The sequence below is a fragment of the Arsenicicoccus dermatophilus genome (assembly GCF_022568795.1).
GTDB lineage: Bacteria > Actinomycetota > Actinomycetes > Actinomycetales > Dermatophilaceae > Arsenicicoccus > Arsenicicoccus dermatophilus.
In genome coordinates, this window is record NZ_JAKZHU010000001.1 from 1,079,160 (window position 1) to 1,104,406 (window position 25,247).

General features: G+C 73.6%; 27 protein-coding genes, 1 pseudogene and 1 riboswitch. Of the genes and pseudogenes, 16 read left to right on the forward strand and 12 right to left on the reverse strand.

Going from position 1 to position 25,247, the window contains the following annotated elements:
* Positions 1 to 103 precede the first annotated feature (103 nt).
* The 6 genes and pseudogenes from MM438_RS05075 to MM438_RS05100 all read left to right on the forward strand — a co-directional run bounded on the left by MM438_RS05075 (position 104) and on the right by MM438_RS05100 (position 7,304).
* Positions 104 to 541, forward strand: a complete 438-nt coding sequence (locus tag MM438_RS05075; protein WP_241451436.1) for an FHA domain-containing protein — start codon at positions 104 to 106, stop codon at positions 539 to 541.
* A complete protein-coding gene (gene ftsR, locus MM438_RS05080) occupies positions 541 to 1,239 on the forward strand; it encodes a transcriptional regulator FtsR (protein WP_241451437.1) in 699 nt (232 codons plus the stop codon). The genes MM438_RS05075 and ftsR overlap by 1 nt, the downstream gene beginning before the upstream one ends.
* 152 nt (positions 1,240 to 1,391) lie before the next feature.
* Positions 1,392 to 1,802 carry a bifunctional nuclease family protein gene (locus MM438_RS05085; RefSeq protein ID WP_479370981.1) on the forward strand — a complete coding sequence of 137 codons (411 nt, stop codon included), beginning with the start codon at positions 1,392 to 1,394 and terminating at the stop codon, positions 1,800 to 1,802.
* Between the two features lie 247 nt (positions 1,803 to 2,049).
* A complete protein-coding gene (locus MM438_RS05090) occupies positions 2,050 to 2,661 on the forward strand; it encodes a MerR family transcriptional regulator (RefSeq protein ID WP_338155503.1) in 612 nt (203 codons plus the stop codon).
* Between the two features lie 127 nt (positions 2,662 to 2,788).
* A riboswitch (glycine riboswitch) is annotated at positions 2,789 to 2,920 on the forward strand.
* A 171-nt stretch (positions 2,921 to 3,091) separates the two neighbouring features.
* Positions 3,092 to 5,895, forward strand: a pseudogene (gene gcvP, locus MM438_RS05095) (aminomethyl-transferring glycine dehydrogenase).
* Between the two features lie 461 nt (positions 5,896 to 6,356).
* Entirely contained in the window at positions 6,357 to 7,304 is a 948-nt protein-coding gene (locus MM438_RS05100; RefSeq protein WP_241453318.1) for a GNAT family N-acetyltransferase, read from the forward strand.
* Between the two features lie 2 nt (positions 7,305 to 7,306).
* Here the strand turns inward: MM438_RS05100 and MM438_RS05105 are convergent, their stop codons facing one another.
* Together MM438_RS05105 and MM438_RS05110 are read right to left on the reverse strand one after the other, a co-directional pair.
* Complete coding sequence (locus MM438_RS05105; RefSeq protein ID WP_241451438.1) at positions 7,307 to 10,714, reverse strand: AAA family ATPase; 3,408 nt, start codon at positions 10,712 to 10,714, stop codon at positions 7,307 to 7,309.
* The gene (locus MM438_RS05110) at positions 10,711 to 11,874 is read right to left on the reverse strand and encodes an exonuclease SbcCD subunit D (protein ID WP_241451439.1); all 1,164 of its coding nucleotides are present in this window, start codon (positions 11,872 to 11,874) and stop codon (positions 10,711 to 10,713) included. Before MM438_RS05110 ends, MM438_RS05105 begins: the two co-directional genes overlap by 4 nt.
* Before the next feature lie 109 nt (positions 11,875 to 11,983).
* Here MM438_RS05110 and MM438_RS05115 point away from each other — a divergent pair, with 109 nt between their 5' ends.
* Positions 11,984 to 13,462 (forward strand): glutamate-cysteine ligase family protein, encoded by a 1,479-nt coding sequence (locus MM438_RS05115; RefSeq protein WP_241451440.1) that lies wholly within the window; start codon positions 11,984 to 11,986, stop codon positions 13,460 to 13,462.
* Between the two features lie 59 nt (positions 13,463 to 13,521).
* On the opposite strand, the gene MM438_RS05120 is transcribed toward MM438_RS05115, so the two are convergent.
* Complete coding sequence (locus tag MM438_RS05120; protein WP_241451441.1) at positions 13,522 to 14,178, reverse strand: histidine phosphatase family protein; 657 nt, start codon at positions 14,176 to 14,178, stop codon at positions 13,522 to 13,524.
* 18 nt (positions 14,179 to 14,196) lie between these two features.
* Here MM438_RS05120 and MM438_RS05125 point away from each other — a divergent pair, with 18 nt between their 5' ends.
* Both MM438_RS05125 and MM438_RS05130 read left to right on the forward strand, forming a co-directional pair.
* Positions 14,197 to 14,631, forward strand: a complete 435-nt coding sequence (locus tag MM438_RS05125) for an OsmC family protein (RefSeq protein WP_241451442.1) — start codon at positions 14,197 to 14,199, stop codon at positions 14,629 to 14,631.
* Between the two features lie 115 nt (positions 14,632 to 14,746).
* Entirely contained in the window at positions 14,747 to 15,136 is a 390-nt protein-coding gene (locus MM438_RS05130; protein WP_241451443.1) for a DUF2695 domain-containing protein, read from the forward strand.
* Between the two features lie 2 nt (positions 15,137 to 15,138).
* On the opposite strand, the gene MM438_RS05135 is transcribed toward MM438_RS05130, so the two are convergent.
* From MM438_RS05135 to MM438_RS05160, 6 genes are read right to left on the reverse strand one after another with little or no spacing between them, the layout of a single operon-like run.
* The gene (locus tag MM438_RS05135; protein WP_241451444.1) at positions 15,139 to 15,552 is read right to left on the reverse strand and encodes a hypothetical protein; all 414 of its coding nucleotides are present in this window, start codon (positions 15,550 to 15,552) and stop codon (positions 15,139 to 15,141) included.
* 15 nt (positions 15,553 to 15,567) lie between these two features.
* On the reverse strand, positions 15,568 to 16,743 hold the full coding sequence (locus MM438_RS05140; protein ID WP_241451445.1) for a cation diffusion facilitator family transporter: 1,176 nt from the start codon (positions 16,741 to 16,743) through the stop codon (positions 15,568 to 15,570).
* Complete coding sequence (locus MM438_RS05145; protein WP_241451446.1) at positions 16,743 to 17,093, reverse strand: ArsR/SmtB family transcription factor; 351 nt, start codon at positions 17,091 to 17,093, stop codon at positions 16,743 to 16,745. Before MM438_RS05145 ends, MM438_RS05140 begins: the two co-directional genes overlap by 1 nt.
* A gap of 47 nt (positions 17,094 to 17,140) precedes the next feature.
* Positions 17,141 to 17,671 (reverse strand): GNAT family N-acetyltransferase, encoded by a 531-nt coding sequence (locus tag MM438_RS05150; RefSeq protein ID WP_241451447.1) that lies wholly within the window; start codon positions 17,669 to 17,671, stop codon positions 17,141 to 17,143.
* A 26-nt stretch (positions 17,672 to 17,697) separates the two neighbouring features.
* Complete coding sequence (locus MM438_RS05155) at positions 17,698 to 18,843, reverse strand: methyltransferase domain-containing protein (protein WP_241451448.1); 1,146 nt, start codon at positions 18,841 to 18,843, stop codon at positions 17,698 to 17,700.
* Between the two features lie 9 nt (positions 18,844 to 18,852).
* Complete coding sequence (locus tag MM438_RS05160) at positions 18,853 to 19,773, reverse strand: pseudouridine synthase (protein WP_241451449.1); 921 nt, start codon at positions 19,771 to 19,773, stop codon at positions 18,853 to 18,855.
* Between the two features lie 64 nt (positions 19,774 to 19,837).
* On the opposite strand from MM438_RS05160, the gene MM438_RS05165 reads away from it, so the two are divergent.
* Complete coding sequence (locus MM438_RS05165) at positions 19,838 to 20,251, forward strand: VOC family protein (protein ID WP_241451450.1); 414 nt, start codon at positions 19,838 to 19,840, stop codon at positions 20,249 to 20,251.
* 45 nt (positions 20,252 to 20,296) lie between these two features.
* Here MM438_RS05165 and MM438_RS05170 read toward each other — a convergent pair whose 3' ends face one another.
* A complete protein-coding gene (locus MM438_RS05170) occupies positions 20,297 to 21,106 on the reverse strand; it encodes a GNAT family N-acetyltransferase (RefSeq protein ID WP_241451451.1) in 810 nt (269 codons plus the stop codon).
* 55 nt (positions 21,107 to 21,161) lie between these two features.
* Positions 21,162 to 21,992: a C40 family peptidase gene (locus MM438_RS05175; RefSeq protein WP_241451452.1), complete on the reverse strand. Its 831-nt coding sequence runs from the start codon at positions 21,990 to 21,992 to the stop codon at positions 21,162 to 21,164.
* Positions 21,993 to 22,205: 213 nt separating this feature from the next.
* Between MM438_RS05175 and MM438_RS05180 the strand changes: the two genes are divergently transcribed.
* The 6 genes from MM438_RS05180 to MM438_RS05205 all read left to right on the forward strand — a co-directional run bounded on the left by MM438_RS05180 (position 22,206) and on the right by MM438_RS05205 (position 24,273).
* A complete protein-coding gene (locus MM438_RS05180; RefSeq protein WP_241451453.1) occupies positions 22,206 to 22,538 on the forward strand; it encodes a putative quinol monooxygenase in 333 nt (110 codons plus the stop codon).
* 105 nt (positions 22,539 to 22,643) lie between these two features.
* The gene (locus MM438_RS05185) at positions 22,644 to 22,874 is read left to right on the forward strand and encodes a VOC family protein (protein WP_241451454.1); all 231 of its coding nucleotides are present in this window, start codon (positions 22,644 to 22,646) and stop codon (positions 22,872 to 22,874) included.
* Positions 22,856 to 23,041 carry a VOC family protein gene (locus MM438_RS05190; protein ID WP_241451455.1) on the forward strand — a complete coding sequence of 62 codons (186 nt, stop codon included), beginning with the start codon at positions 22,856 to 22,858 and terminating at the stop codon, positions 23,039 to 23,041. The genes MM438_RS05185 and MM438_RS05190 overlap by 19 nt, the downstream gene beginning before the upstream one ends.
* A 63-nt stretch (positions 23,042 to 23,104) precedes the next feature.
* Positions 23,105 to 23,566, forward strand: a complete 462-nt coding sequence (locus MM438_RS05195; RefSeq protein ID WP_241451456.1) for a hypothetical protein — start codon at positions 23,105 to 23,107, stop codon at positions 23,564 to 23,566.
* Positions 23,559 to 23,939: a PAS domain-containing protein gene (locus MM438_RS05200; protein WP_241451457.1), complete on the forward strand. Its 381-nt coding sequence runs from the start codon at positions 23,559 to 23,561 to the stop codon at positions 23,937 to 23,939. The genes MM438_RS05195 and MM438_RS05200 overlap by 8 nt, the downstream gene beginning before the upstream one ends.
* Positions 23,932 to 24,273: a hypothetical protein gene (locus MM438_RS05205; RefSeq protein WP_241451458.1), complete on the forward strand. Its 342-nt coding sequence runs from the start codon at positions 23,932 to 23,934 to the stop codon at positions 24,271 to 24,273. Before MM438_RS05200 ends, MM438_RS05205 begins: the two co-directional genes overlap by 8 nt.
* Here the strand turns inward: MM438_RS05205 and MM438_RS05210 are convergent.
* Complete coding sequence (locus MM438_RS05210; RefSeq protein ID WP_241451459.1) at positions 24,266 to 25,165, reverse strand: alpha/beta fold hydrolase; 900 nt, start codon at positions 25,163 to 25,165, stop codon at positions 24,266 to 24,268. The genes MM438_RS05205 and MM438_RS05210 overlap by 8 nt on opposite strands.
* Positions 25,166 to 25,247: the final 82 nt, after the last annotated feature.

Genomic DNA, 25,247 nt, shown 5'->3' on the forward strand with positions numbered 1-25,247 from the left:
TATAGTCTGGCGCCCGAGGCGCAATTCTCGTACGGTGTCACCCGGTTGCCCGCGCCCATGCGGGTGACCTGGGTGACACCGTCGACCTAGGAGGGACTCCCTGATGAGCAACCCGAGCTACTTCGAGGGGCCGACCACCCAGCAGTTCCAGGGCGTCGGGTCCGAGCACGTCGACGTCTTGCCCGACGTCGAGCGTGGCCTCACCACCCAGGACCAGGCGACCGTCGACGCCCTGCGGCCCGGCACCGCGCTCCTCGTCGTGCTGCGCGGGCCCAACACCGGTGCCCGCTTCCTGCTGGATGCCGACGAGGTGAGCGCCGGACGCCACCCCGACAGCGACATCTTCCTCGACGACGTCACCGTCTCCCGGCGCCACGCGGTCTTCGTGCGCGTGGGTGACACCTTCGAGGTCCGCGACGCCGGCTCGCTGAACGGCACCTACGTCAACCGCGAGCGCAGCGACGCCGGCCGTCTCCAGGCCGGCGACGAGGTGCAGATCGGCAAGTTCCGGCTGGTGTTCTACGCCCCGTCCTCTCACTGATGGGGTCGGACGCCCAGCCTACGCGGACGCTCACCATCGGGGCGGTCGTCGCCGAGCTGGCGGACGACTTCCCGGACCTGACCATCAGCAAGGTTCGCTTCCTCGAGTCCAAGGGTCTGGTCGCACCGGAGCGGCGGCCGTCGGGCTATCGCGTCTTCCAGCCGGACGACGTGGAGCGGTTGCGCTACGTCCTCACGGCGCAGCGCGACCGCTTCTGGCCTCTGGAGGTCATCAAGGACGCGCTCGACGCGATGGACCGTGGGCTGACGCCGCCCGGAGCGGGGGAGGGCGGTCTGCCCACGGTCCCCGTCCCCGCGGGTGGCGAGCTCGACCCGCTGGTCGCTCCCGGCGGCCCCGGCATGCGGCTCAACGCGCGCGAGCTGTGCCGGGCCGCCGACATCACCCAGGCGAACCTGGACGACCTGATTGGCTACGGGCTGGTGCGGGCGACCTCCCCCGGCCTGTATGACGAGAACGACCTCGCCGTCGCCCGGGCCGCGGGCCGCCTGGCGACATACGGGCTGGAGGCGCGGCACCTGAGGTCCTTCCGCACCGCCGCGGACCGGGAGGTCGCCCTCGTGGAGCAGGTCCGGGGACCGTCGTCGCGACGGGGGGCGGAGGAGGATCCCACCGCCGTGATCCTCGGTGCGTGCCTGTCCCTGCACGCCGCGCTGGTGCGGGGCGGCTTGTCCTACTGAGTCCAGGTCCGGACGGTACGGTGGCCGGGTGAAGCCGCTAGAGGTGCTCGGGGTCCGGGTCGAGATGCCGACCAACAAGCCCATCGTGCTGCTCAAGGAGACCGGGGGGGCGATACCTGCCGATCTGGATCGGCGCCGCCGAGGCCAGCGCCATCGCCTACGCCCAGCAGGGGGTCGAGCCGCCCCGCCCCCTCACCCACGACCTGTTCGTGAGCACCATCGGCGCGCTGGGGCGCACCCTGAGCCGGGTGGTCATCGCCTCCCTGCAGGACAGCTACTTCCACGCGACCCTGGTCTTCGACGACGGTACCGAGGTCGACGCCCGGTCCTCCGACGCGATCGCGCTGGCCCTGCGGGCCGGCGCCGAGGTGGTGACCACCGAGGCGCTGCTCGCCGACGCTGGGGTGCTCCTCTCCGAGGAGGAGGACGGCGACGACCAGGGCGGCGAGGGCGCGCAGGGGCGCGCGGAGGAAGAGCTGGAGCGCTTCCGGGAGTTCCTGGACCACGTGAGCGCGGAGGACTTCGAGGGGCTGGAAGGCGAGGGCCCGCGCGAGGCGCTCTGACCGTCGTCCGGCGCGCCGGGACGCCCGAAAGGGTGGATCAACCGGGCGTCCGAGTTGTCCGGCACCGTCCGATGATGTCCGATCCCCACGCGGAGGCGCTGGTCAGGGCGCCAGCGACACGCCTGCCGCAGGGAGGCCGCGGTGATTGACGACCCACTGACCGGGCCGTACCGTCGAGACGACGTTCGGCCCGGACCCGCGATCCTCGCGGTGCCCCTCCAGGGCCGCGGAGCGCGAGGGAGGGATCGTGGGCCCGGAGCACATCGACAGGCTCGTCGATCCGGTGGTGCCCAGAACCCGTCCTGCGCAGGGTCTGCTCTTCGACGACGATCTGCCCGACCTGTCCGACGACGTCGGGTATCGCGGTCCCACCGCCTGCAAGGCCGCCGGCATCACCTATCGCCAGCTCGACTACTGGGCCCGCACCGGTCTCGTCGAGCCCTCCGTGCGAGGCGCGACGGGCTCCGGGACCCAGCGGTTGTACGGCTTCCGCGACATCCTCGTGCTCAAGGTGGTCAAGCGACTGCTCGACACCGGGGTCTCGCTCCAGCAGATCCGGGTCGCTATCGACACCCTGCGCGAGCGCGGCGTGGAGGACCTGGCGCAGATCACCTTGATGAGCGACGGCGCCTCGGTCTACGAGTGCACCTCGGCCGATGAGGTCATCGACCTGGTCCAGGGCGGGCAGGGCGTCTTCGGGATCGCGGTGGGCCGGGTCTGGCGCGAGATCGAGGGCGAGCTCGCGGCGCTGCCGTCGGAGCGCTACGAGGACGAGGACGTCGAGAGGACGACCGCCGAGGTCAAGCCCTTCCCGGGCGACGAGCTCGGCGCCCGCCGCCGTGCCCGTCACGCCGGCTGAGGGACATCCCGGGCGCCCGCGCGGTCGACGATGCCGCAGGGCCGCACCGGCATACACCTGCGACGGCCTGGCCCCGCCCCTGGCCGGACCAGGCGTCCTCGGCCCCTGCTAGGGTTTGGCCTGCTGATCACCTCACGTGGGAGAGCTCCCGCGACGTGAGGTCGTCCCGGTCGCAATGCCGCGGGGGACCGACCGTCGGCAGGACGCCGAAGGGGCAACATCCCCGTAACCTCTCAGGCACCCGGACCACGTGGGCAGGCACCTTGGAGGCGCGGTCCCGCCTGCGCCGACTGGAGGGGGCGGTCCGTCGCGTCGACGGCCGTTCGCCATCGTCTGCCACGAGGAGCTCGCCGTGAGCGCTGACACCCCCACCACCGTGCCGGAGTTCGTCTCCCGCCACATCGGCCCGCGCGCGGACGACGTCGCGCAGATGCTCGAGGTCATCGGCCAGCCCAGCGTCGAGGAGCTGATCGCCAAGACCGCGCCGGCCGCGATCCTCGACGGTCCGTCGCTCGCCCTGGAGGCCGCTCCCACCGAGCAGGCGGTCATCGCCGAGCTGCGCGCCATCGCCGACCGCAACGAGGTCAAGACCTCGCTCATCGGCCTCGGCTACTACGGCACGATCACCCCGCCGGTGGTCAAGCGCAACGTGCTGGAGAACCCGGGCTGGTACACCGCCTACACGCCGTACCAGCCGGAGATCTCGCAGGGCCGCCTGGAGGCCCTCCTCAACTTCCAGACCATGGTCAACGACCTGACCGGCCTGGACGTCGCCAACTCCTCCCTGCTCGACGAGGGCACCGCCGCGGCGGAGGCCATGACGCTGATGCGTCGCTCGGCCAAGGCCCCCAAGGACGCCGTCCTGGTCGTGGACCAGCAGGTCTTCCCGCAGTCCTACGCCGTGATCGCCTCCCGGGCGCTGCCGCTCGGCATCGAGGTCGTCCGCACCGACCTGACCGGCGTGACCACGGCCGACGAGCTCACCGCCGCTGCGGGTGGCAAGGCCGTCTTCGGCGTCGTGGTGCAGTACCCGGCGGCCGACGGCGAGGTCCGCGACTGGCGTGCCCTGTGCGAGGCCGTCCACGCCGGCAAGGGCCTGGTCACCGCCGCGACCGACCTGCTCGCGCTGACCCTGCTGACGCCGCCCGGCGAGTGGGGCGCGGACATCGCGGTCGGCAACTCCCGCGCTTCGGTGTGCCCATGGGCTTCGGCGGCCCGCACGCCGGCTTCATGTCGGTCAAGAAGGGCCTCGAGCGGTCCATGCCCGGCCGCCTGGTCGGCGTGTCCGTCGACGAGGCGGGCGACCCGGCCTACCGCCTGGCCCTGCAGACGCGCGAGCAGCACATCCGCCGCGAGAAGGCCACGTCCAACATCTGCACCGCCCAGGTGCTGCTCGCGGTCATGGCGAGCATGTATGCCGTGTGGCACGGCCCGGCCGGTCTGCGCGCCATCGCCGAGCGGGTGCACCGGCACACCGCCGCGGCTCGCAAGGCGCTCGTCGCCGCCGCGGTCGACGTCCGCACCGAGTCCTTCTTCGACACCCTCACGGTGTCCGTGCCGGGCAGGGCCGACGAGGTCCTGGCCGCAGCGCTGGCCAAGGGGATCAACCTGTGGCAGGTCGACGCCGACACCGTCCAGGTGTCCTTCGACGAGACCACCGACCGCGACCAGGTCGAGGCCGTCGTCGAGGCCTTCGGGGCGCACTTCTCCGGCACCGTGGCTGCCGACTTCGAGGCCGGCTGGGCCCAGGACCTGGTGCGCACCAGCGACTACCTCACCCACCCGGTGTTCAACTCCTACCGCTCCGAGACGGCCATGCTGCGCTACCTGCGCCGTCTGTCCGACCGCGACTACGCGCTGGACCGCGGCATGATCCCGCTCGGCTCGTGCACCATGAAGCTCAACGCCACCACGGAGATGGAGCCCATCACCTGGCCGGAGTTCGCCTCGCTGCACCCCTTCGTGCCGACCTCGCAGTCCGAGGGCTCGCGCAAGATCGTCGCCGACCTGCAGCAGTGGCTGGTGGAGATCACCGGCTACGACGCCGTGTCCATGCAGCCCAACTCGGGCGCGACCGGTGAGCTCGCCGGCCTGATGGCGATCCGCTCCTACCACCACGCCAACGGCCAGGACCAGCGTGACGTGGTGCTGATCCCCTCCAGCGCCCACGGCACCAACGCCGCCTCCGCGGTGATGGCCGGCTTCAAGGTGGTCGTGGTGAAGTCCACCGCCGAGGGCTCGGTCGACATGGAGGACCTGCGCGGCAAGGTCAAGGAGCACTGCGAGGTGCTCGCCGGGATCATGGTGACCTACCCGTCGACGCACGGTGTCTACGAGGACACCATCGTCGAGCTGTGCGAGCTGGTCCACGAGGCCGGCGGCCAGGTGTATGTCGACGGCGCCAACATGAACGCGCTCGTCGGCGTCGCCCGGCCGGGCAAGTTCGGGGCGGACGTCTCGCACCTGAACCTGCACAAGACCTTCTGCATCCCGCACGGCGGCGGCGGCCCCGGCGTCGGCCCGATCGGCGTGCGGTCGCACCTGGCGCCGTACCTGCCCAACCACCCGCTCGCCCCGGAGGCCGGACCGGAGACGTCCAGCGGCCCGTCGGTGTCCGCGCCGTACGGCTCCGCCTCGATCCTGCCGATCTCGTGGGCCTACATCCGGCTCATGGGTGGTGAGGGGCTGCGTCGCGCCACGCTCGCCGCGGTGCTCAACGCCAACTACATCGCCGCTCGCCTCGGCGACCACTACCCGGTGCTGTACAGCCAGGACGGGCTCGTGGCGCACGAGTGCATCCTCGACCTGCGCGGCATCACTCACGACACGGGTGTGAGCGTGGACGACGTGGCCAAGCGCCTCATCGACTACGGCTTCCACGCGCCGACCATGTCCTTCCCGGTCGCGGGGACGCTCATGGTCGAGCCGACGGAGTCCGAGGACAAGGGCGAGCTGGACCGCTTCTGCGACGCGATGATCGCGATCAAGAAGGAGATCGACGAGGTCGCGTCCGGCGCGGTCAGCCCGGAGGACTCGGTGCTGCGGCACGCGCCGTACACCGCCGAGTCGCTGGCGGGGGAGTGGGGCTACTCCTTCGACCGCAAGACCGCGGCCTTCCCGGCCGGTGTCGACCCGCGCTCGAAGTACTGGCCGGTGGTGCGTCGCATCGACGGTGCTTACGGCGACCGCAACCTGATCTGCACCTGCCCGAGCCCCGAGGCCTTCGAGGACTGACGACCAGCGCGAGGACCCGAGGGAGGAACGACCGAGGCCCGCAGCGCCGAGGAGGTCCGACCGTCGGGTTCGAGGACTGACGACCAGCGCGAGGACCCGAGGGAGGTCCGACCGAGGGTCTGGGGCCGGCCACCGTGAGGTGGTCGGCCCCGCCGTCGTTCAGAGGTCGTCGAGCGTGCTGGCGTGGGCGCGGCGAAATCGCCTGGCGGGCGGCCGGTCCGGTCGCCATACTGCCTGCATGCCGTCGATCTGGCCGATGCGCCGTGGGGAGCTGCTGCTGCGCGATGCCACCCCCGAGGACGTCGAGCAGCTCCTGACGTGGCGCAACGACCCGGACGTGAACCCCTGGATGATGCGGACGCAGGTGGATCCGGAGGAGTTCCGGCGCGGTTGGGCGCCGGTGGCGGGCAGCGACCGGGACCACTCGTGCGTCGTCGACGTCGACGGGGCGGCCCGTGGCGATGGGCTTCCTGGAGATCGACGGGGCCGGACAGCATCCGCAGACGCCACGCGACGTGGAGGCCTTGCTGGGCTATCTCGTCGAGCCTCGGTGGCAGGGGCGGGGCATCGCGTCGGAGCTGGCCGCGGGGCTGGTCGAGGCGGCTTTCGACCGGCTGGGGTTGCGCCGGGTCCGGGCGTGCTGCAACCGGGACAACCCGCCGTCCGCGCGGGTGCTGGAGAAGGCCGGTCTGCGCCGCGAGGAGCACACGGTCGCCGACTGCTGGCACGCGGAGCGGGGGTGGGTCGACGGCTATGGCTACGGGTTGCTCGCCACCGAGTGGCGTGGGGAGGTCACCGGTCTGCCCGAGCTGCGCGACTCGAGCGCCCGGGTGCTGCCCCGGCGGCCGTTGCCAGCGCCTGTGGCCGGTCTGGGGCTGCGGCGCACGGAGCGGTTGGAGCTCGGCCCGGCCCGTGAGCAGGATGTCGTCGAGATCCTGGCCTGGCGCAACCTGCCGCAGGTGGGGGAGTGGCTGCTGGAGCCGACGACCGACGAGGCGGCCCTGCGCAGGCGGCTCTTCGACCCGGGGCCGGGGGAGCACCGGTTCGTGGCCCGGCTGGACGGCCGGGCGGTCGGGCTCGGGTTCGTGATCCGCGGGGATGCTCCGGGGCAGCCGGGCGGGCCGGTCCAGGGCATGGAGGCGGAGATCGGCTACTGCCTCGACCCGGCGGTCTCGGGCGTCGGTCTGGGCCGGGAGATCGCTTGTGCCGCACTTGATCTCGCGTTCGGCGAGCTCGGGGTGCGGCGGGCCCGCGCGGGTCTGTACGCCGACAACGTCCCCTCGGCGCGGCTGATGGCAGGGATGGGCATGCGCCGGGAGCAGCACGGCGTCCTGGACTCCTGGCATCCACGGCACGGGTGGGTGGACGGTGCGTCGTACGCGATCCTCGCGCCGGAGTGGCGCGCCTGAGCTCAGAGGACGTCGGCCGTCGTGACCACCTCCAGCGTGGAGCCGCGCTGCCCGCGGGCCAGCTGGACCTGGGCGGGGATGCGCTGGCGGAGCTCGGCGACGTGGCTGATGATGCCGACGCTGCGGCCGCCCTCGCGCAGCCCGTCGAGCACCTCCATGACCTGCTCCAGGGCGGTCCCGTCCAGGGTGCCGAAACCTTCGTCGACGAAGAGCGTGTCAAGGTCGATGCCGCCGGCCTCGGCGCGGACGGCGTCCCCGAGCCCGAGCGCGAGGGCGAGGGAGGCCATGAAGGTCTCGCCGCCGGAGAGGGTGGCGGTGTCGCGGGCCTTGCCGCTCCATGCGTCGACGACCTGCAGCCCGAGGCCGCTGCGGGCGCCCCTGGCGGCGAGTGCGTCGGAGTGCCGCAGCTCGTACCGCCCGTCGGTCATCCGCCGCAGCCGCTCGTTGGCGAGGACGACGACCTCCTCCAGGCGCGCAGCGAGGACATAGGTGGGCAGGCTCATCCGTCGGGCGTTGTTGCTGCCGGTGCCGGCCACGGTGTCGGCGACCTCACGGATCACCTCCGCCTGGTGCACCCTGGGGCCCAGGTCGGCGAGCGTGTCTCGCACCGAGCGGCTGTGCCCGGTCAGGGCCGCCACCGCCTGGCGGCCGACGCCGGCTTCCTCCGCCGCACGGCGCGCGACCGCCCGCGCCTCGGCGAGGGTGCGGGACAGAGCCTCGAGGTCCGGCTCGGGGAGCCGAGCAGCCTCGACGACCTCCGGGTCGTCCAGGACGAGCGTGGCCTCGTGGAGCGCGCGGTCGTGGCGGGCGATCTCGTCCTGGAGCTCGCGGCGCCGCTCAGGTGGCAGCACCGCTGCCCGCACGGCATCGGCGTCGGCGAAGTCGCTGTCCGCCAGTCGTTCTCGCAGGATCGCTCGCGCGTCGACCAGTTCGGCGTCGGCCCGGGCGGCCGCGGCGGTGCGATCGCTCAGCCGGTCCAGGGCACGCTGAGCCGTCACGACGGCGGCGAGGGCCGGGCGCAGCTGGGCGTCGGCGGGGGGATCGGTGCGTGGCCCGGTGGGGGAGTCGTCCAGCCCCAGCGGAGGCATGCCGATCAGCTCGTCGAGCAGCCGCCAGGCGTCGACCCGCTCGCTCTCGGCCCGACCGCGGTGCAGGTCCACCCCTGACCGGGCCGCGGCGAGCGCCGCCGTGGTCCGGGTGACCGACTCCTGGTGGCGGGCGACCGCAGCCTCCTGGGCCTGCAGCGCGGACGTGGCCTGCGCGAGGCCTGTGGCTGCGGTCTGCGCGGTGTCGTGGTCCCGGCGGGCGGTCTCGAGCCGGGCGTCGACGTCGGCCGCGTCGCAGACCCCGAGCGCGGTCAGCCTGGTGGCGAGCTCCTCGGCGCGCGTCTGCCGGGTGGCGCGAGCGGCCTCCAGGGCCGCGGCCGCCGCGGTCTCCGCGGTCCGCCGCGACGCGAGCTCGTGCTCGGCCTCCTCGATCTGCTCGGGCGGGACGAGGTCGCCGTTCCCGGCGGCCGCCGGTGCGGGGTGCTGTGCCGAGCCGCAGACCGGGCAGGGCTGCCCGGGCTGCAGGGTGCGGGCGAGCTCGGCGGCGAGGCCGGCAGCGCGCCGGGCGTGCAGGTCGACCAGGGTCTGCTGGGCGTTCTCCCGCTCCGCCGTGACCTCGACCAGGCGCGACCGCGTCTGGTCGACCCGCAGGTCGTCCGACGCCAGCGCCACGGTCCGCGCGGCGGCGTCCTGCAGCGCCTCCACCCGGGCGCGCAGCACCGGCTCGGACCGCGCCGTGTCGGTCAGGTCGGTCAGGGTGGCCCGCAGGGCGTGCACCTGGTCCTCGGCCGTGGTCAAAGACTCCTGCGCCTGCTCCACCGCTGCCTCGGCGGCGCGGACGGCAGCGACGCTCTGCGCGGACTCCCCGGCCGCCGCGCGGGCTCGGGTCACCTGTGCTCCCAGGCGGGTGGCGACCTCGGCGGCCTGGTCGAGCTCCTCCCGGGTCGTCGCCACGTGCTCCGGATCCGGGACCGTCGCCTGGTCGGCAGGCCCGGTGGGCACGTCCAGTCGGCCGGCCAACCCGGGCGGGAGGTCGGCGACGGTCTGTGCCAGGGCCGACCCGGCGTCCGCCAGGTCCTGCTCGCGGCGCGTGACCGCGGTCACGTGCGGCAGGAGCTCGGCGGCAGCGGCGGCCGACGCCACCCGGTCGCGGTCCCGGGCCATCTCGTCGGACCGTGCCTCCAGCGCGGCGAGGACCTGGGCTGCGCGGATCCCCTTGGTGCGGGCGGCGGCTGTGCGCCGCCCGGCCTCGTCCGCCGCGGCAGCCTGCTGCTGCCGGCGGTCGGTCTGCGCAGCCGTCGTCGCGAGCCCCTCCGCGAGGACGGCCGCGTCCCGCTGCAACCGCACGAGCGCCTCCTCCAGCGCCGCGGGGTCGGTCATCTCCGGGTCGAGCAGCCGCAGCGCCGGGGAGGAGGGACCCGGGTGGGGAGACGACTCCACCCCTGGCCGGGGCGCTGCGTCGGGTCCGGTGTCGGGCCCGTCCGGGTCGTCCTGGACCGGGTCGTCCTGGACCGGGTGGTCGTGGCCCGCCTCGTCGTGGTCTCCGGCGTCCTGGCCCGCGGCGGCGCGGGCCAGGACGCCGTTCCCTGCGGTCCCGAGGGCGTCGGCCAGATCGGTGCCGGTCCGGTCCGGCCGTGCGCCACCGCCGACGGCGAGCGGATCGTCCCCGTGGCCGGCGGGCGCCACCTGCAGCAGCGCGTCCGCCGCGTCGTTGACGCGGGTGAGGTGGGTGGACAGGGCGATCCGCGCCTGCCTGACGTCGGCCTCGGCATCCCGGCGGCGCGCCTCCAGCCAGCGCTGCAGCGCCTCGAACCGGCCGGTGTCGAACAACCGCTGCAGGATCGCCGCCCGGTCGTCGGTGCCGGCTCGCAGGAACCGTGCGAAGTCGCCCTGCGGCAGCAGGACCACGGTGGCGAACTGGTCCAGACCGAGGCCGAGCACCTCACGGACGATGCCGCCCACCTCGTCGGCGCGTCCCGATCCGCGGTCGGCCCAGGATCCGTCGACGAGCTCGGTCATCACCACCTTGTGCTGCTGCCGGGTCGTGCCCGAGCCCCGCTTCTTGGGCCGCTCGAACTCCGGTGACCGCTCGATCCGGAAACGCCGGCCCGCCGCCGACCACTCCAGCTCGACGAGCGGCGTGGCCTGCGGATCGGCGTGGTCCGAGCGCAGGGCCCCCTTGGGGCGAGCACCGGGGACGTCGCCGTACAACGCGAAGCAGACCGCGTCCAGCAACGAGGTCTTGCCCGCCCCCGTGGGTCCGTTGATCAGGAACAGCCCGCTCTCGCCGAGCGTGTCCAGGTCGACCTCGACGGTGCCGGCGAAGGGGCCGAAGGCCGTGACCCGCAGGTGGTGGAGCCTCATCGGGCGCCCTCGCCGCTCGCCGCGACCCGCACGGCCTCCAGGGCCTCACGGACCACGGCCTGCTCCTGCGCGGAGGGTGCGGCCCCGGCCCGCACGTGCTCCAGGAAGCCGGCCACGAGCTGCTGGTCGTCGCCGACGCGCACCCGGGCGGCATAGCTCCGGCGCTCCCGCGGCTCGCCGCCCTGGGGGTCGAACTGCAGGGACAGCGTGTGGGGGAAACGTGCCCGCACCTTGTCGATGGCGTCCAGGGGCCGGACCGGGTCGGTCAGGATCACCTGGCAGTAGGCCCGCTCCGCAGCGCGGTGGGCGGGGTCGGCGAGGAGCTGGTCGAGCCGGCCGCGCAGGATCGCGAGCGGGGTGTGCACGGGCGCATCCACCGCCTCGACCCGGACCTGCCCGCGCCGGACGTCTCCCAGGTCGACCAACCAGGCGGACTTGGTGTGCCGCGCCTCGGAGAAGCTCATCGCGATCGGAGACCCCGAGTAGCGCACGTGCTCGGCGAGCGCCTGACGCCCGTGCAGGTGGCCCAGCCCGACGTAGTCCGCGTCGGCATACAACGACATGGGCACGTCCCCCACGCCGCCGACGGAGATGTCCCGCTCGCTGTCGCTGCTCTCGCCGCCGGTCACGAAGGCGTGCGAGAGCACCACCACCGGCCCGGGGTGCCGCTCGGCGTCGCGGGTCACCCGCGCGAGCGCGGACGCCAGCACCCCGTGGTGGCTGCGCTCGACCGTCGGGCCGTCGCCCTGCAGCTCGGCGGCGACGACGGCGGGCTCGAGGTAGGGCAGCGCGTAGATCCTGGTGCCGCCCACCTCGATCGGGCGGTGCAGGTCGGCCACGGTGGTCCGCAGGTGCACGCCGGACTGCTCCATCAGCCGCCCGCCGAAGCCGAGCCGCACGGCCGAGTCGTGGTTGCCGCTGGCGAGGACCACCTGGGCGCCGGCGTCGGTGAGGCGGGCCAGCGCGTCGGACAGCAGCGCCACGGTCTGCGGTGCCGGCAGCGCCCGGTCGTAGACGTCCCCGGCGACGGCCACGACGTCCACGCCCTCGGAGCGCACCACGTCCACGAGGTGGTCGAGGTAGAGCTCCTGGGCAGGCAGCAGCCCCACCTGGTGGAAGGAACGCCCCAGGTGCCAGTCGGAGGTGTGCAGCATCCGCATGGCCCACACAGTAGGAGCGGGCACCGACAGACCCCGCACCCGGACCCGGCGCGTCTGTCATCCGAGCAGGACGCGCCGGTAACCACCAGGGTGTAGTCCCCTGTCGGGCATGGGTCAGGAGATCACCGCCGGGATCAACGCGAGGGAGCACCGTCAGCGCTACCGCGAGAAGGTGCAGCAGTGCGTCGACGTCCTCGAACGCATGCTGCGGCTCAAGGACTTCGAGACGAGCGAGCCGCAGGCGGGTCTGGAGATCGAGCTCAACCTCGTCGGCCCGGACATGCGGGCGAGCATGACCAACGAGCACGTCCTGGCCCAGATCGACGACCCGATCTTCCAGACCGAGCTGGCGCGCTACAACATCGAGCTCAACGTGGATCCCGAGCCGCTGGCCGGTGACCGTGGGCTCGACCTGGAGGCCCACCTGCGCGAGCACCTGGACGCCGCCCGGTCGCGCACCGGCGACGTGGAGATCGTCACCGTCGGGATCCTGCCGACCCTGATGCCCGAGGAGCTCACCCGCGACGCGATCACCCCGAGCCCGCGCTACCTCGCGCTGGACGAGGCGATCATGGAGGCGCGCGGCGAGGACCTGCTGCTGGACATGGAGGGGCGCTCGGGGGAGCGGCTGACGACCTTCGTCGACACCATCGCCGCGGAGTCCGCGTGCACCTCGGTGCAGTGCCACCTGCAGGTGGCGCCGGTCGACTTCGCCGCCAGCTGGAACGCCGCCCAGGCGATCGCGGGCGTGCAGCTGGCGGTGGGCGCCAACTCGCCCTACCTCTTCGGGCGTCAGCTGTGGGCCGAGACCCGCATCCAGCTCTTCCACCAGGCCACCGACACCCGGCCGATCGAGCTGCGCAACCAGGGCGTGCGGCCCCGGGTGTGGTTCGGGGAGCGGTGGGTGACGAGCATCTTCGACCTCTTCGAGGAGAACGTGCGGTACTTCCCGGCGCTGCTGCCCGAGATGAGCGACGAGGACCCGGTGCAGGTCCTGGAGTCCGGTGCGGCGCCGGTGATGTCCGAGCTCACGCTGCACAACGGCACGGTCTACCGCTGGAACCGGCCGATCTACGACACCGTCGACGGCAAGCCCCACCTGCGGGTCGAGAACCGTGTCCTGCCCGCCGGACCCACCGTCGCCGACACGGTCGCCAACGCGGCGCTCTACTACGGCCTGGTCAACGCGCTGGTGCGCCAGGAGCGGCCGGTGTGGTCCAAGATGAGCTTCGCGGCCGCCAAGGAGAACTTCTTCGCCGGGGCCCGGCGCGGCTTCAACGCGCACCTGTACTGGCCCGGCCGGGGTGACGTGCCCGTCGACGAGCTGGTCCTGCGCCAGCTGCTGCCGATGGCCGACGCCGGCCTGGAGGACTGGGGGGTGTCCACCAAGGCGCGCGACCGCTACCTCGGGATCGTCGAGGACCGGTGCAAGGCCGAGCGCAACGGCGCCTCCTGGCAGGTCGCGTGCGTGGAGCGGCTCGAGGAGCGGGGGGCCAACCGCGACGAGGCCCTGCGGCGGATGCTGCAGCGGTACATCGAGCAGATGCACGAGGGCGAGCCGGTCCACACCTGGTCACTGCCTCGCTGAGCGGCGGTATGCCGGACGGGACCTCCGGCATACCGCCGGGACCGGGCGGGGTCACCCGCTCAGTGCGGGGCAGGCTGGTTCCACCGCTGGATCGACGGGGATCGCCGCTCGTAGCCGAGCACGCTGACCGAGCCCGCGTCGAGCTCGAGCTGGGCGCCGAAGCGTGGCTCGGTGCGAAGCCAGACGCTGGTGAGGATCCGCGTGGTGTGGCCGTGGCCGACGAGCGCGACGTCCTTGCCGTCGACGAGCAGCGGCATGACCCGGTCGATGACGGTCCGCACCCGGGCCGCGACCTGCTCGATGGACTCGCCGGGGGTGTCGCCGGGCACGACGCCGTCCTGCCACACGGTCCAGTCGTAGCCCAGCTCCTCGCGGATCTCGGCGGTCGTGCGGCCCTCGTAGCCGCCGTAGTCCCACTCGACCAGGTCCGCGTCGACCTGGGTGCCAGTGAGGCCGACGAGCTCGGCGGTGCGGCGGGCGCGCTCCAGCGGCGACGTCAGCACCAGCGCGAAGTCGAACTCCTCGAGCAGCACGGCCGATCGCCGGGCCGCCTCCTCGCCGGCGGCCGTGAGCGGGATGTCGCTGAGGCCGGTGTGCCTCATCGCCTTGGACCACTCGGTCTCGCCGTGGCGCATCAGGACGAGGCGGCCCTCGGGGACGGGACGGCCGGGCTGGGCGCCGGGCGCGCCGGTGCGGGTCACGGTGGTCTCGGTCACGGTGGCAGGCTAAGCGCTATGACGACTCCAGGAAGCCCTGACACCCGCCGCGCCGTCGACATGGAGCGGACCTCCCTCGGGTTCTACACCGCGACCAACGTGCGGGGTGGCACCCTGCGCGTGGGCAGCGGCGAGGACGCCGACTTCACCCCGGTGGAGCTGCTGCTCGCGGCGATCGGCGGGTGCACCATGATCGACGTCGACAACATCACCTCCCGGCGTGCGGAGCCCACCCACCTGCGGGTCACGGTGAGCGGGGACAAGGTCAAGGTCGACGGGGCCGCACAGATGACCGGGCTGACCGTGACCTGGGACGTGGCCTATCCCGAGGGCCCCGAGGGAGACCAGGCGCGGGCCGTCCTGCACGACACCATCCGGATGTCGCACGACCGGCTCTGCACGGTGGGCCGCACGGTCGAGGTGGGCTCGCCGATCGGCGACGAGATGGCCTGACCGACCGGTTGTCCACAGGCGTCGCGGATTCGGGCCGGCCGTCCACAGGTCACCTCTGCGCCCGGGTCGCCGCCTCCCGCGGCGGGTCAGACTGGCGGCCAGGAGGTGGTGACCGATGAGCGGCTCGGTGGTCGAGCAGGATGCGGTCCGGGAGCTGATGGGCGCCCGGCCGGGGGAGTGCGTGGTCTGCTACACGGGCCGGATGGTGGAGCGGTTCGGGTGCGACGGGTCCTGGCGGTGGGTGCAGACCTGGCGCGGACAGTGCGCGCCCCGCGCCTGCCGGGTCGAGGGGCGCATGGCAGCCCGCGGCGCGAGCTGCGACTGCGAGATCCACCTTCGCGGCTACGAGATCGAGCCACGGCTGCTCTCGGTCGCCTGGGACGGGCTCGTCGACGGCGCCCCGCAGTGCCTGGGCGTCAGGAAGGGCTCCACCCAGCCCTGCCGCCTGTGGCGACCCCCGGTGCCCGGCTGGTGGGTGACGACCACCCACCTGGCCCGGACCTGAGGTCACTGCTGGACGTCGACCGGCCCCACGAGACCCTTGGTGGGATCGGACGCGCCCACCCCGCAGTCGAATCCCGCGCGCTCGGGCAGGGGGGCCTCGGAGCAGACCTGTCCCGAGACGACCGCGCCGGAGCGGAGCTGGGCGCCGCCGGGCAGCCGGACGGTGGTCCCGTCGTCCGCCCAGGTCGTGCCGTGGGGAAGGACGAGGGGTGAGCCGTCGAGCTCGAAGCAGCCGCGCGGGTTCTGCGTCACCAGGCCGGTGACCCGCGTCGTGCGGCAGTCCCGGACCTCTCCGACGTAGGTCACCAGCGTCTTGCCGTTGCGCTCGTCCGCGGCGGTGACGGGCGCTGCGCACGCGCTCAGCAGGGCGGCGCCGGCCACCAGGGCGGCGCGCAGCAGGCGGGAGGTCGAGGGCACGCGGCGAGCCTAGTCTCAGGCGGGGGCGCCATGGCCGAGGCAGACGACCGGCGTGGTGGCGTTCGCCCTGGTGGTGACGGACCCGGTGGCGTCGGACGCGGCGGCCGCGCCCCCGTGCGAGGGGTCGGCCGGGCTGGGGTGCACCACGGCGTCGCCGAGGCGGGGGAGGGCCGCGTGCATCCGGGTCTGCACGACGTGGGCGACCTCGTGGGCCTCGGCGAACGACAGGGTGGGATCCACCTGGACCCGAGCGGTCGCGTGCAGGGTGTGCCCGATCCAGCGCAGCTGGAGGCGCGTGACCCCCAGCACGCCCGGGGTCGTGGCGGCGGCCTCGTGCGCGAGGTGGACGAGCCGGGGTTCCACGGCATCCATGAGCCGCCGGCCGACCTGCACGACGGCCTGGCGGAGCACGCCGACGATGGCGAGGGCGATGAGCAGACCGACCGCCGGGTCGGCCCAGGGCAGGCCGAGGGCGACGCCTGCGGCGCCGAGCACCACGGCCAGCGAGGTGAACCCGTCGGTGCGAGCGTGCAGCCCGTCCGCCACCAGGGCGGCGGAGCCGATCTGCCGGCCCACGCGGATGCGATAGCGCGCCACGAGCTCGTTGCCGAGGAATCCCACGACGCCGGCGGCCGCGACGGCCCACAGCCCGGTGACCTCGCGCGGGTGCAGCAGCCGGTCCACGGCCTCCCACCCGGCCAGCAGGCTCGACAGGGCGATCATCGCGACGACGAAGACGCCGGCCAGGTCCTCGGCCCGCCCGTAGCCGTAGGTGTAGCGGTCGTCCGCGGGCCGCCGGCCCAGCCAGAAGGCGAGGAGCAGCGGGATCGCCGTCGCGGCGTCCGCCACGTTGTGCAGGGTGTCGCCCAGCAGGGCCACCGATCCGGTGAGCGCCACGACCACGCCCTGCAGCACTGCGGTGACCGCCAGTCCCGCGAGGCTGATCCACAGGGCACGTCGTCCCCTGACGTCGGCCTCGAGGGCGTCGTCCACCTGATCGGCGGGATCGTGGGAGTGGGCGCCGACGAGGTCGGAGAGGGTATGCCGGGCCCGGGCTGCGAGGCCGCCGCCATGGCCGTGGTGGTGGCCCTCGTCGTGGTGGTGGTGACCGCCGTGGCCGTGGCCGTCGTGCTCGGCGTGGTCGTGCTCGCGACGGGGGTGCTCGTCGTGCGAGCGGGGTCGGCCGTTCATCAGCTCTCCTGGCGTCGGTGGTGGGCGGGGACGTCGTCCAGCAGGTGCTCCACGTGGCCGATGGTGTCCACGACGAGCTGGCGGACATGGCCGTTCTCGACGCGATAGAGCACCGAGGAGCCCTGCTTGCGGGTGATGACAAGTCGCGCCATACGCATCCGGGCCAGGTGCTGGGAGACGCCGGGGACCGGGCGGCCGGTGAGCGCGGCGAGCTCGGACACCGAGCGTTCCTCGTCGAGCAGGAGGCCGGCGAGCTGCAGCCGGGTGGGGTCGGCGAGGACCCGCAGCACCTCGACGGCGAGCGAGACCACGTCGTCGGACCAGACGGGCTCTTGCGGACTTGCATGCATGCGCAAAGACTAGGGCCAGGGTGGGGCACACGCCAGGGGTGGGTCCGTCAGCGCAGGTCGGGCGCGAGCAGCTCGAAGAGCTCGTGGTCCTGGTAGCGGCCGTCGATGTGGAGGTACTTCGTCGCGCGCCCGTAGTGGCGGAAACCGTTGCGGTGCAGCACCCGCTGGGAGGCAAGGTTGTGGGGCAGCGTCCCGGCCTCGAGGCGGTGCAGGCGCCATACCTCCCAGGCCTGCACGCAGATCGCCCCCACGGCGCGGCTGGCCAGGCCACGCCCGGTGCGATCCTCGGCGACCCAGTAGCCCACGCTCGCGTGCTGGGCGGCGCCGCGGACGATGGTGCTGAGGTTGATCCGCCCCGCGACCTCGCCCTCGTCGTCGAGGATGACGTAGGGCGCCATCCGGCCGCCGTCCTGCTCCGCCAGCGCCTTCTCCACCAGCTCGCGCTGCCCGGCCTCGGTCCAGAAGCGATCGGGCCGCCGCGGCTCCCAGGGGCGCAGGTAGTCCCGGTTGGCGACGACGAGGCGGGTCAGCGCCGGGACGTCCGGCAGGGCCAGGGGGCGTATGACGGGGGAGGGCACGCCCACATCCTCGCAGGCGGGGGACCTCACCGGCGGGTCAGCAGGACGAGCACCTCGGCGTGCCGGGTCTGGGGGAACATGTCCACCGTCCGGGCGGCCGTCACCCGCATCCCGGGCATGGCGTCCAGGTCGCGGGCGAGGGTGGTCGGGTTGCAGCTGGAGTAGACCACGGTGCCCGCCGGCCCCGTCTCGAGCTGCCGGGCCAGGTCGACGCCGATACCGCGCCGCGGCGGGTTGACGACCACCAGGTCGGGCCGCGAGTCCTCCTGCGCGGCCAAGGATCTCGCGTCCCCATCCAGGAATCGCGCCGAGGCCAGGCCCAGCCCGGCCGCCGACCGGCGGGCGGAGCGGATGGCCTCGGGCGAGACCTCGATGCCGAGCACGTCGAGCTCGCGACCCGCGGCGCGGGCCCGGTGCGCCGCGTGCAGCGCGAAGCCGCCCACGCCGCAGTACAGGTCCCACATCCGCCGTGGGGCGGCCGCCTCGATCCAGTCGCCGGCCTGGCGGTAGAGCGTGTCGGCCATCGCCGTGCTGGTCTGGAAGAAGCTGCGGGTGCCCAGGTGCAGCACCACGTCGGCGACCGGCATCGGCAGGGTGTCCGCGCCGGTCAGGACGACCTCCTCGTCGCCCTCCAGGACGGCCGCGTGGGCGGGTTGCAGGTTGACCGACAGCACCCGCAGCCCGGGCAGCCGCTCCTGCAGCAGCGGCACCGAGCGGCGCACCCGCCCGAGCTGGTTGGTCGAGCGCAGGACGACGCGCACCATGAGCTCGCCCGCGGGAGAGGCGGTCACGAGCAGGTGCTTGAGCTCGCCCTGCCGCGCCGCGGCGTCGTACGGCTGCAGCCCGATCTCGGGGACCGCCGCGGCGAGCCGCAGCACCGCGTCGTGCAGCCCGGGCTCGTAGAGACCGCAGCGGCGCAGGTCGACCCCGCGCAGGTCGCCGTCGAGGATCCCGAAGGTCGGCGCGGCCGTGGTGCCGCCGACGGCAAGCTTGGCCTTGTTGCGAAACCCGCTCTCGGGCGAGGGGATCGCGGGCAGCCAGGCGCCCTCCTCGACGTGCGCGGCCAGGGTGCTCGCGACCGTGCGCTGCAGGTCGGCGAGCTGGTCGGCGTAGGGCACCCCCATCAGGGTGCACGAGCGGCACCGTCCCGCGTCGAAGTAGTCGCACTGCATGGGGTCAGGCTAGGCGTCCGGCCAGGTCAGCTGCTGCCTGCTGGTGAAGGAGCGCTCGGTGCCGTCCACGGGGTCGACGAAGTCCAGGCGCCGAGCGAGCAGCCGCAGCGGGTCGGTGAAGTCGTCGACGGCGTCGGCGAGCACCTGCGGATAGAGCGGGTCCCCGACGATCGGGATGCCCAGGGAGTGCAGGTGGACGCGCAGCTGGTGGGTGCGGCCGGTGCGCGGGGACAGGCGGTAGCGCGCGAACGACCCTCGCACCTCGACCAGCTCGACCAGCGTCTCGGCGTTGGGCTCGGCGTCGGGGACCTCCCGGGCGGTCAGGACGCAGCGGTCCTTGATCAGGTGGCTGCGCACGACGAGGGGCAGCTCCAGGCCCAGGCGGTGCGGCGCGATCGCCTCGTAGGTCTTGCGGGGCACCCGCTGCTCGAACATCTGCTGGTAGGGCGCTCGCCAGCGCTGCTCGGTGGTGAGCAGCAGCACGCCGGCGGTCAGCCGGTCCAGGCGGTGGGCGGGCCCGAGCCCGGGCAGGTCGAGCAGCCGGCGGGCCCGCACGACGACCGACTGGGCGACGTGCCGGCCGCGCGGGATGCTCGACAGGAAGTGCGGCTTGTCCACGACGACGATCCGCTCGTCCTGGTGCAGGACCGTGAGCTCGCCCGGCACCTCGGGCTCCTCGCGCAGGTCACGGTGGAACCACACGAAGGTGTGCGGACGGTAGGGCTCGTCCCCGGTCCACGACCGCCCGTGGTCGTCGACGAATCGCCCTGCGGCCAGCATCTGCTCGACGTCGACCTCGCGGGGGAGCTTGTGCCGCAGCCACTCCCGCATCGTCGTCGGCGCCGGGTCGGGGGTCCGGTCCCGGTCGGGGGTGCGCACCCACGCCGCCTGGAGCCCGTGGCGGGGCGGCAGCGGCGAGCGAGGAGGCACCGGACCATCATCTCGCGGCGCGGGCGGCGGGCAGGCGCCGTCCGCTGATGCCAGGCTGGGCGTCATGACCGAGCAGGGCGTGGCGACGTTCATCGTGTTCGAGGGGCAGGCCCGGGCGGCCATGGCCCGGTATGCCGAGATCTTCGGCGACGGCTGGGTGCAGGGTCCCGTCACGCTGCGGGAGGGGGACCTGCAGGGCGCCACGGGCCCGGTGGTCCACGCGACCGCCGTGCTGCGCGGGCACCGGCTCACGATCGTGGACTCCGGTGCGGCGCACGGCTTCTCGCTCAACCCGGCGATCTCCCTGTGGGTCGACTGCGCCGACCAGGACGAGCTGGACCGACTGTGGGCCGGGCTCGAGGAGGGCGGGCGGACCTACATGCCCCGAGGGAACTACGGCTTCGCGCCCTGCTTCGGGTGGGTCGGGGACCGCTTCGGGGTGACCTGGCAGCTCTGCGCCGGCCACCCCACGCTCTGACCCGCTCCGCTCACCTGCGCAGGTCGGCGGGCTTGACGCGTCGACTCAGGGCCGATGCCACTCGTACGGCGTCGTCGTGGTGATGCGCACGAAGCCCGACCGTTCCAGGATCGGCCGCGAGTCCTCCGTCGAGTCGCTCTGCAGCAGGGTGTGGCCGCGCTGCAGGGCCGAGCGGGCGCGGGCGGCGAGGAGCGTGCGATACACCCCTCGCCCCCGCCACGCCGGCACGGTAGCCCCGCCCCACAGCCCGGCGAAGTCCGTCCCCGCGACGGGCTCCAGCCGGCCCGTTCCCACCATGCGTCCGTCCGCCTCGGCCACCCACAGCTCCATGCCGTCGTCCAGGGAGAGCCGGTGCAGCAGGGCCTGCGCCATACCGGGCAGGGACTCGCCGAAGCCCTCATCGGCGCACGCGCACATCGCCTCGACGTCGTCCGGCGAGGTCACCCGGCGCACGCAGATCCCCTCCGGCACCGAGACCTCCGTGAGCGGCGCGGCGGGTCCCACCATCACGGACTCCCATTCCCCCGGCACGAATCCCCGTGCCACGAGCGCGTCGTGGAGCCCCGGCGCGTGGTCGTGGCCGCGTGTCTTCCACTCCACGCGGGTGATCGAGGGATCCTCGGCATACCGTCGGAAGGTCTCGTCGACGAGCTCCTCGATGCCTGCGGCGTCCAGACCCCCGAGGTCGCGATAGGTCACGAAGCCGCGGCCGCCGCGGTAGACGCCCCAGGTCACCGGGCCGTGCGGCTCCCGGACGTCCGCCGAGGCCAGCTCGGCGCGCAGCTGGGCGTCGTAGCGGGCGAGGAGCTCGTCACGAGAGGGGAGCTCGGGAGGGGTGGCGGAGGGATCGACCATGGCGGTCACCCTGGCAGTCGAGGTGCCGGCGGGCAAGGGGTTTGTCGACCCGTCGTCATCGGGTCCGGGTCGTGAAGGGGCGCACGGCGACCGGGGCGAGACGGTGTCCGGGCGAGCTGAAGCGCAGGTTCGCGACGCGGGTCCTCCCGGCGGACCCGCTGGCCTCGACCATCCGGCCGGCTCCCAGGTAGATCGCGACGTGGTTGGTGATGCCGTTCGGCCCGATCCAGAAGACGAGGTCGCCGCGCTGCCGCCGGGCGACGGGCACGTGCTCGAACCGCGCGGTGTAGAGCGCCTGGGTCGTGACGTAGCCCGGCGACTGGTGCTTGGTCACCGTGATCGGCTGGGGGTCGATGCCCGCGGCCGCGAGCGCGGCCAGCACCAGGCCCGAGCAGTCGTGGCCGAGGGCCTTGGGGCCGGCGCCGCCCCAGGTGTATGGCGACCCCTGCTGGGCCACGGCATACCGGATCATCGCCTCGATGCGCTGGCTGCGCGTGGCTCTGGTGGACACCGCGATCGACGGACGCCAGGCGTCGATCGTCCAGGGCTGCCCGGTGCGCAGCGCCGCCCAGGTGCGCACGTCGACGATCCCGGTGGCGGGCAGGCCCGTGCGGCGCTGGAAGGTCAGGACGCGCCGGCGCGTGGTGTCGTCGTACATCTCGCGACGGGGGGCCAGCCCCACCGCTCGCTGGACCAGCGACACCTTGGTCCCGCACCAGCCCTTGCTCAGCGCCACCCCGCCCGCGGCGGGCACGAGCCGGGTCACCGGCTGGATGAACGGCGCCGCGGGGCGCCAGGGGGCCTCGGCCGCGCGGGCCGTGGCGGAGGAGACGAGGGTGGCGGCGCCGGCGGCGAGACCGCTGACGAGGGTGCGACGGGTGATCACGGGGGCTCCAGGCGCGGTCGGGGGAGTCAGGACGAGCCATTCGTCACTCAAAGTATCCGCTTGCCTCGGATGGGCTACCGAGCTGCGGAGGACTGCACCCACCTGGAGCAGCGCACCTCGGCACCGGCCCGACCCGCCGTGATAGTCAGGGAGCGAGGGCCGCGCCCCGCGCACCCGCCGACCATCCCCATGCACCCCGAGCAAGGAGTCGCCATGATCGCCATCACCGTCAAGTGGGACGTCAAGCCCGAGTACGCCGACCAGTTCCCCGAGCTGACGCGGGAGTTCACGCAGGCGTGCCGTGCCGAGCCGGGTTGCCTGTGGTTCGAGTGGTCGCGCTCGCTGGAGCGTCCGCACGAGTACATCCTCCTCGAGGCCTTCCGTGACGCCGAGGCGGGCGCCGCGCACGTGCAGTCCGAGCACTTCGCGAAGGCGATGAAGGAGCAGGGGGCCTACGCGGCCTCCCGCCCCAAGATCATCTCCGTGGAGAAGGACGGCGAGGGCTGGGACGAGCTCGGCGAGATCGAGATGCCCGACGAGGGCTGAGCCGGTCGCGGCGGGACTCGTCGTACAGATGCGTCCCGCTGCGAGCACCGCCTGTGTCCGGCAGGATCGGGTCCGACCCGATCCCCGCCCAGAGAGCAGGCCGAGATGCCCTCCCGTCCGGTCCACTTCGAGATCCACGTCGACGACCTGGAGCGAGCCAAGCGGTTCTACGGCGAGTGCTTCGGCTGGCAGTTCCAGGACTGGAGCGAGTTCGCCGGCGCGCCGTATGCCGGGTGCGCCACCGGCCCGGGGGTGCGTCGGGGATCAACGGGGCTCTCATGCAGCGGCAGGGCCCCGCGCCCGCCATCGACTCCCCGGTGCGCGGCGCCGTGCTGACGATGGGTGTGGAGGACTTCGACGCCGTCGAGAAGCGCATCCTGGACGGTGGCGGCCAGGTCGCCCTGGCGAAGTACGCGCTGCCCGGGATGGCGTGGCAGGGCTACTACCTCGACACCGAGGGCAACGTGCTCGGCATCCACCAGCCCGACCCCGAGGCCCGCTGACCCGCGGCCCCGGCCGCCTGGTCACCCGCCGGCGACGCGGAGCCCCGGCCTAGGCTCGGCGGCATGACCAGGACCACGGGCGAGGAGAGCTTCTACCTGACCCTCGGACCCGGCCTCCCGGCTCTGCCGCTGCTGATCGCGGCCGTGCCGGGCGTGCCCGGGGTCGCCTGCACGGCGGTGGCGCTCCTGCACGGCGACCTGGTGGGGGCCGGGGTGCTCCTGCTGGGGACGTGCACGCTGGCGGGACTCTTCCTGATCCTGGCGGATCTTCGTCCGCAGGAGGCGATGGTGACCCACGGCGAGCTGCGATGCCGCTACCTGCGCAGCACGCTGGTGGTCCCGGTCGCCGACCTGGTCTCGGTCACCCGCCGGGGCGGGCTGGTGACCATCACCTATCCGGACGGGGAGGTGATCCTCTCCGCCCCCTTCGGGACGACCTCGGAGATGAGCCGGCTCGAGGCGCTCGTCGAGCGACACCGCGGCGAGCGGTCGGAGCAGGGGGACTACGGTCAGGGGCATGACTGACGCGCCCAGCCCCTTGCTCGCCCGCGCCCTCGAGGCCGCGGGCGACGCCGTGATCGTGATCGACCGGGACGGCCTGGTCCGGGCCTGGAACCCCGCCAGCGAGCGGCTCTTCGGCCACCGGGCGGCGGACGTGATCGGTCAGGACGTGGTCGTCATGATCCCGGAGCGGTTGCGGCCCCTGCACGACCGTGGGTTCGCGGCGGCGATGGCGGTCGGGCACCTGGCGAGCGACGGAGCACCCCGGCGCACCAAGGCGATCCGCCCGGACGGCTCGTCGGTGTACGTCGTGATGACCTTCGCCGTCGTCACCGACGAGACGGGCGCCGCGATCGGCTCGGTCGCGGTGGCCCGGGAGTGGCTGCGCGATGAGTGAGCCCGTGCTGTCCTATGCCCCGCTGGTCGGCCGTATGGCGACCGCCGCCGTCGGTGAGCAGGTGACCCTCGACGGCGCCGGGATCCACGACGAGATGACCACCGCCGCAGCGGATCTCACGAGCACCGGCGTCGCGGTGATCGCCCACGCCGGCCACCCGGACCCGGGGACGCCGCTCACCGTGGTGGGGGAGCGGCGGATGCTGCACCACCTCGCGAGCGCCGCGGACGTGGAGATCCCGGTGCGCCTGCTCGCCGGCATACCGCTCACGGCCGAGCAGGGCGACGCGATCCTCTCGCGGACCGTGCTGGCCGTGCTGGTCGCCGTCAGCTGAGGGGCCCACGGCTGCGCCCCACCCGGTCCAGGATCGCGTCGGCGACCTCCTGCGGCTCGCTCTCGGGGAGCCAGTGGGAGGCGTCGAGCTCGACGAAGAGACAGGGCGCGTCGACGAACCGCTCGGTGGCCTCGGCGGCGGCGCGCCCCAGGGCCACGTCCTGCGAGCCCCAGACATAGGTGGTCGGCACGGTGATCCGGCCGTCGCCCCCGACGGCTCCGGCACCGCCTGCGGCCCCGGAGCGCGGGCGGGCGGGCCGCACGAGCGTGGTGGCGCGATACCAGCCGATCGGGCCGCGCAGGCTCGCCGGGGTCGCGAACCTGCGGGCGTAGCGCTGCGCGACCTCGGCCGGAAGTCCGGCACTCGTCAGGAAGCTCATCATCCGCCGGGACAGCACGAGCTCTGGCACGCGCGGGACCTGGAAGGCGCCGATGTACCAGCTCTTGCGCAGCTGGTCCGGCGTCCGCAGGGCGAGCGCGAGCGCGGCGGGGTGCGGGGTGGACAGGACGGTGAGGGAGGCCAGCCGGTGCGGAGCCCGCTGCGCGACCAGCCAGGCGACGGCGCCGCCCCAGTCGTGCCCCACCAGGTGCACCCGCTCGGCGCCCGCGGCGTCCATGAGGGCGAGGACGTCCGCCACGAGCTCGGGGCCGCGATAGGCCGACACCTCTCGGGGCGACGCGCCGGGGGAGTAGCCCCGCTGGTCCGGCGCGAGGGTGCGCAGACCGGCGTCGTGCAGCCGGGGCGCCACCAGCTCCCAGGAGGAGGAGTCCTGGGGGAAGCCGTGCAGGAGCACCACGACGGCGCCGTCCCGCGGCCCGCCGTCCTGCACGTCGAAGGTCAGCCCGGCTCGCGAGAAGGTCGACAGGTCAGGGGCGCTCGTGGACGAGGTCATGTCCCCATGATGGGGCGTCGCGGGCGGTCGGGTGCGCCGTGCGGGGCGGGGCATGCTCGTGGCGACCGCGGCGGACGTCAGG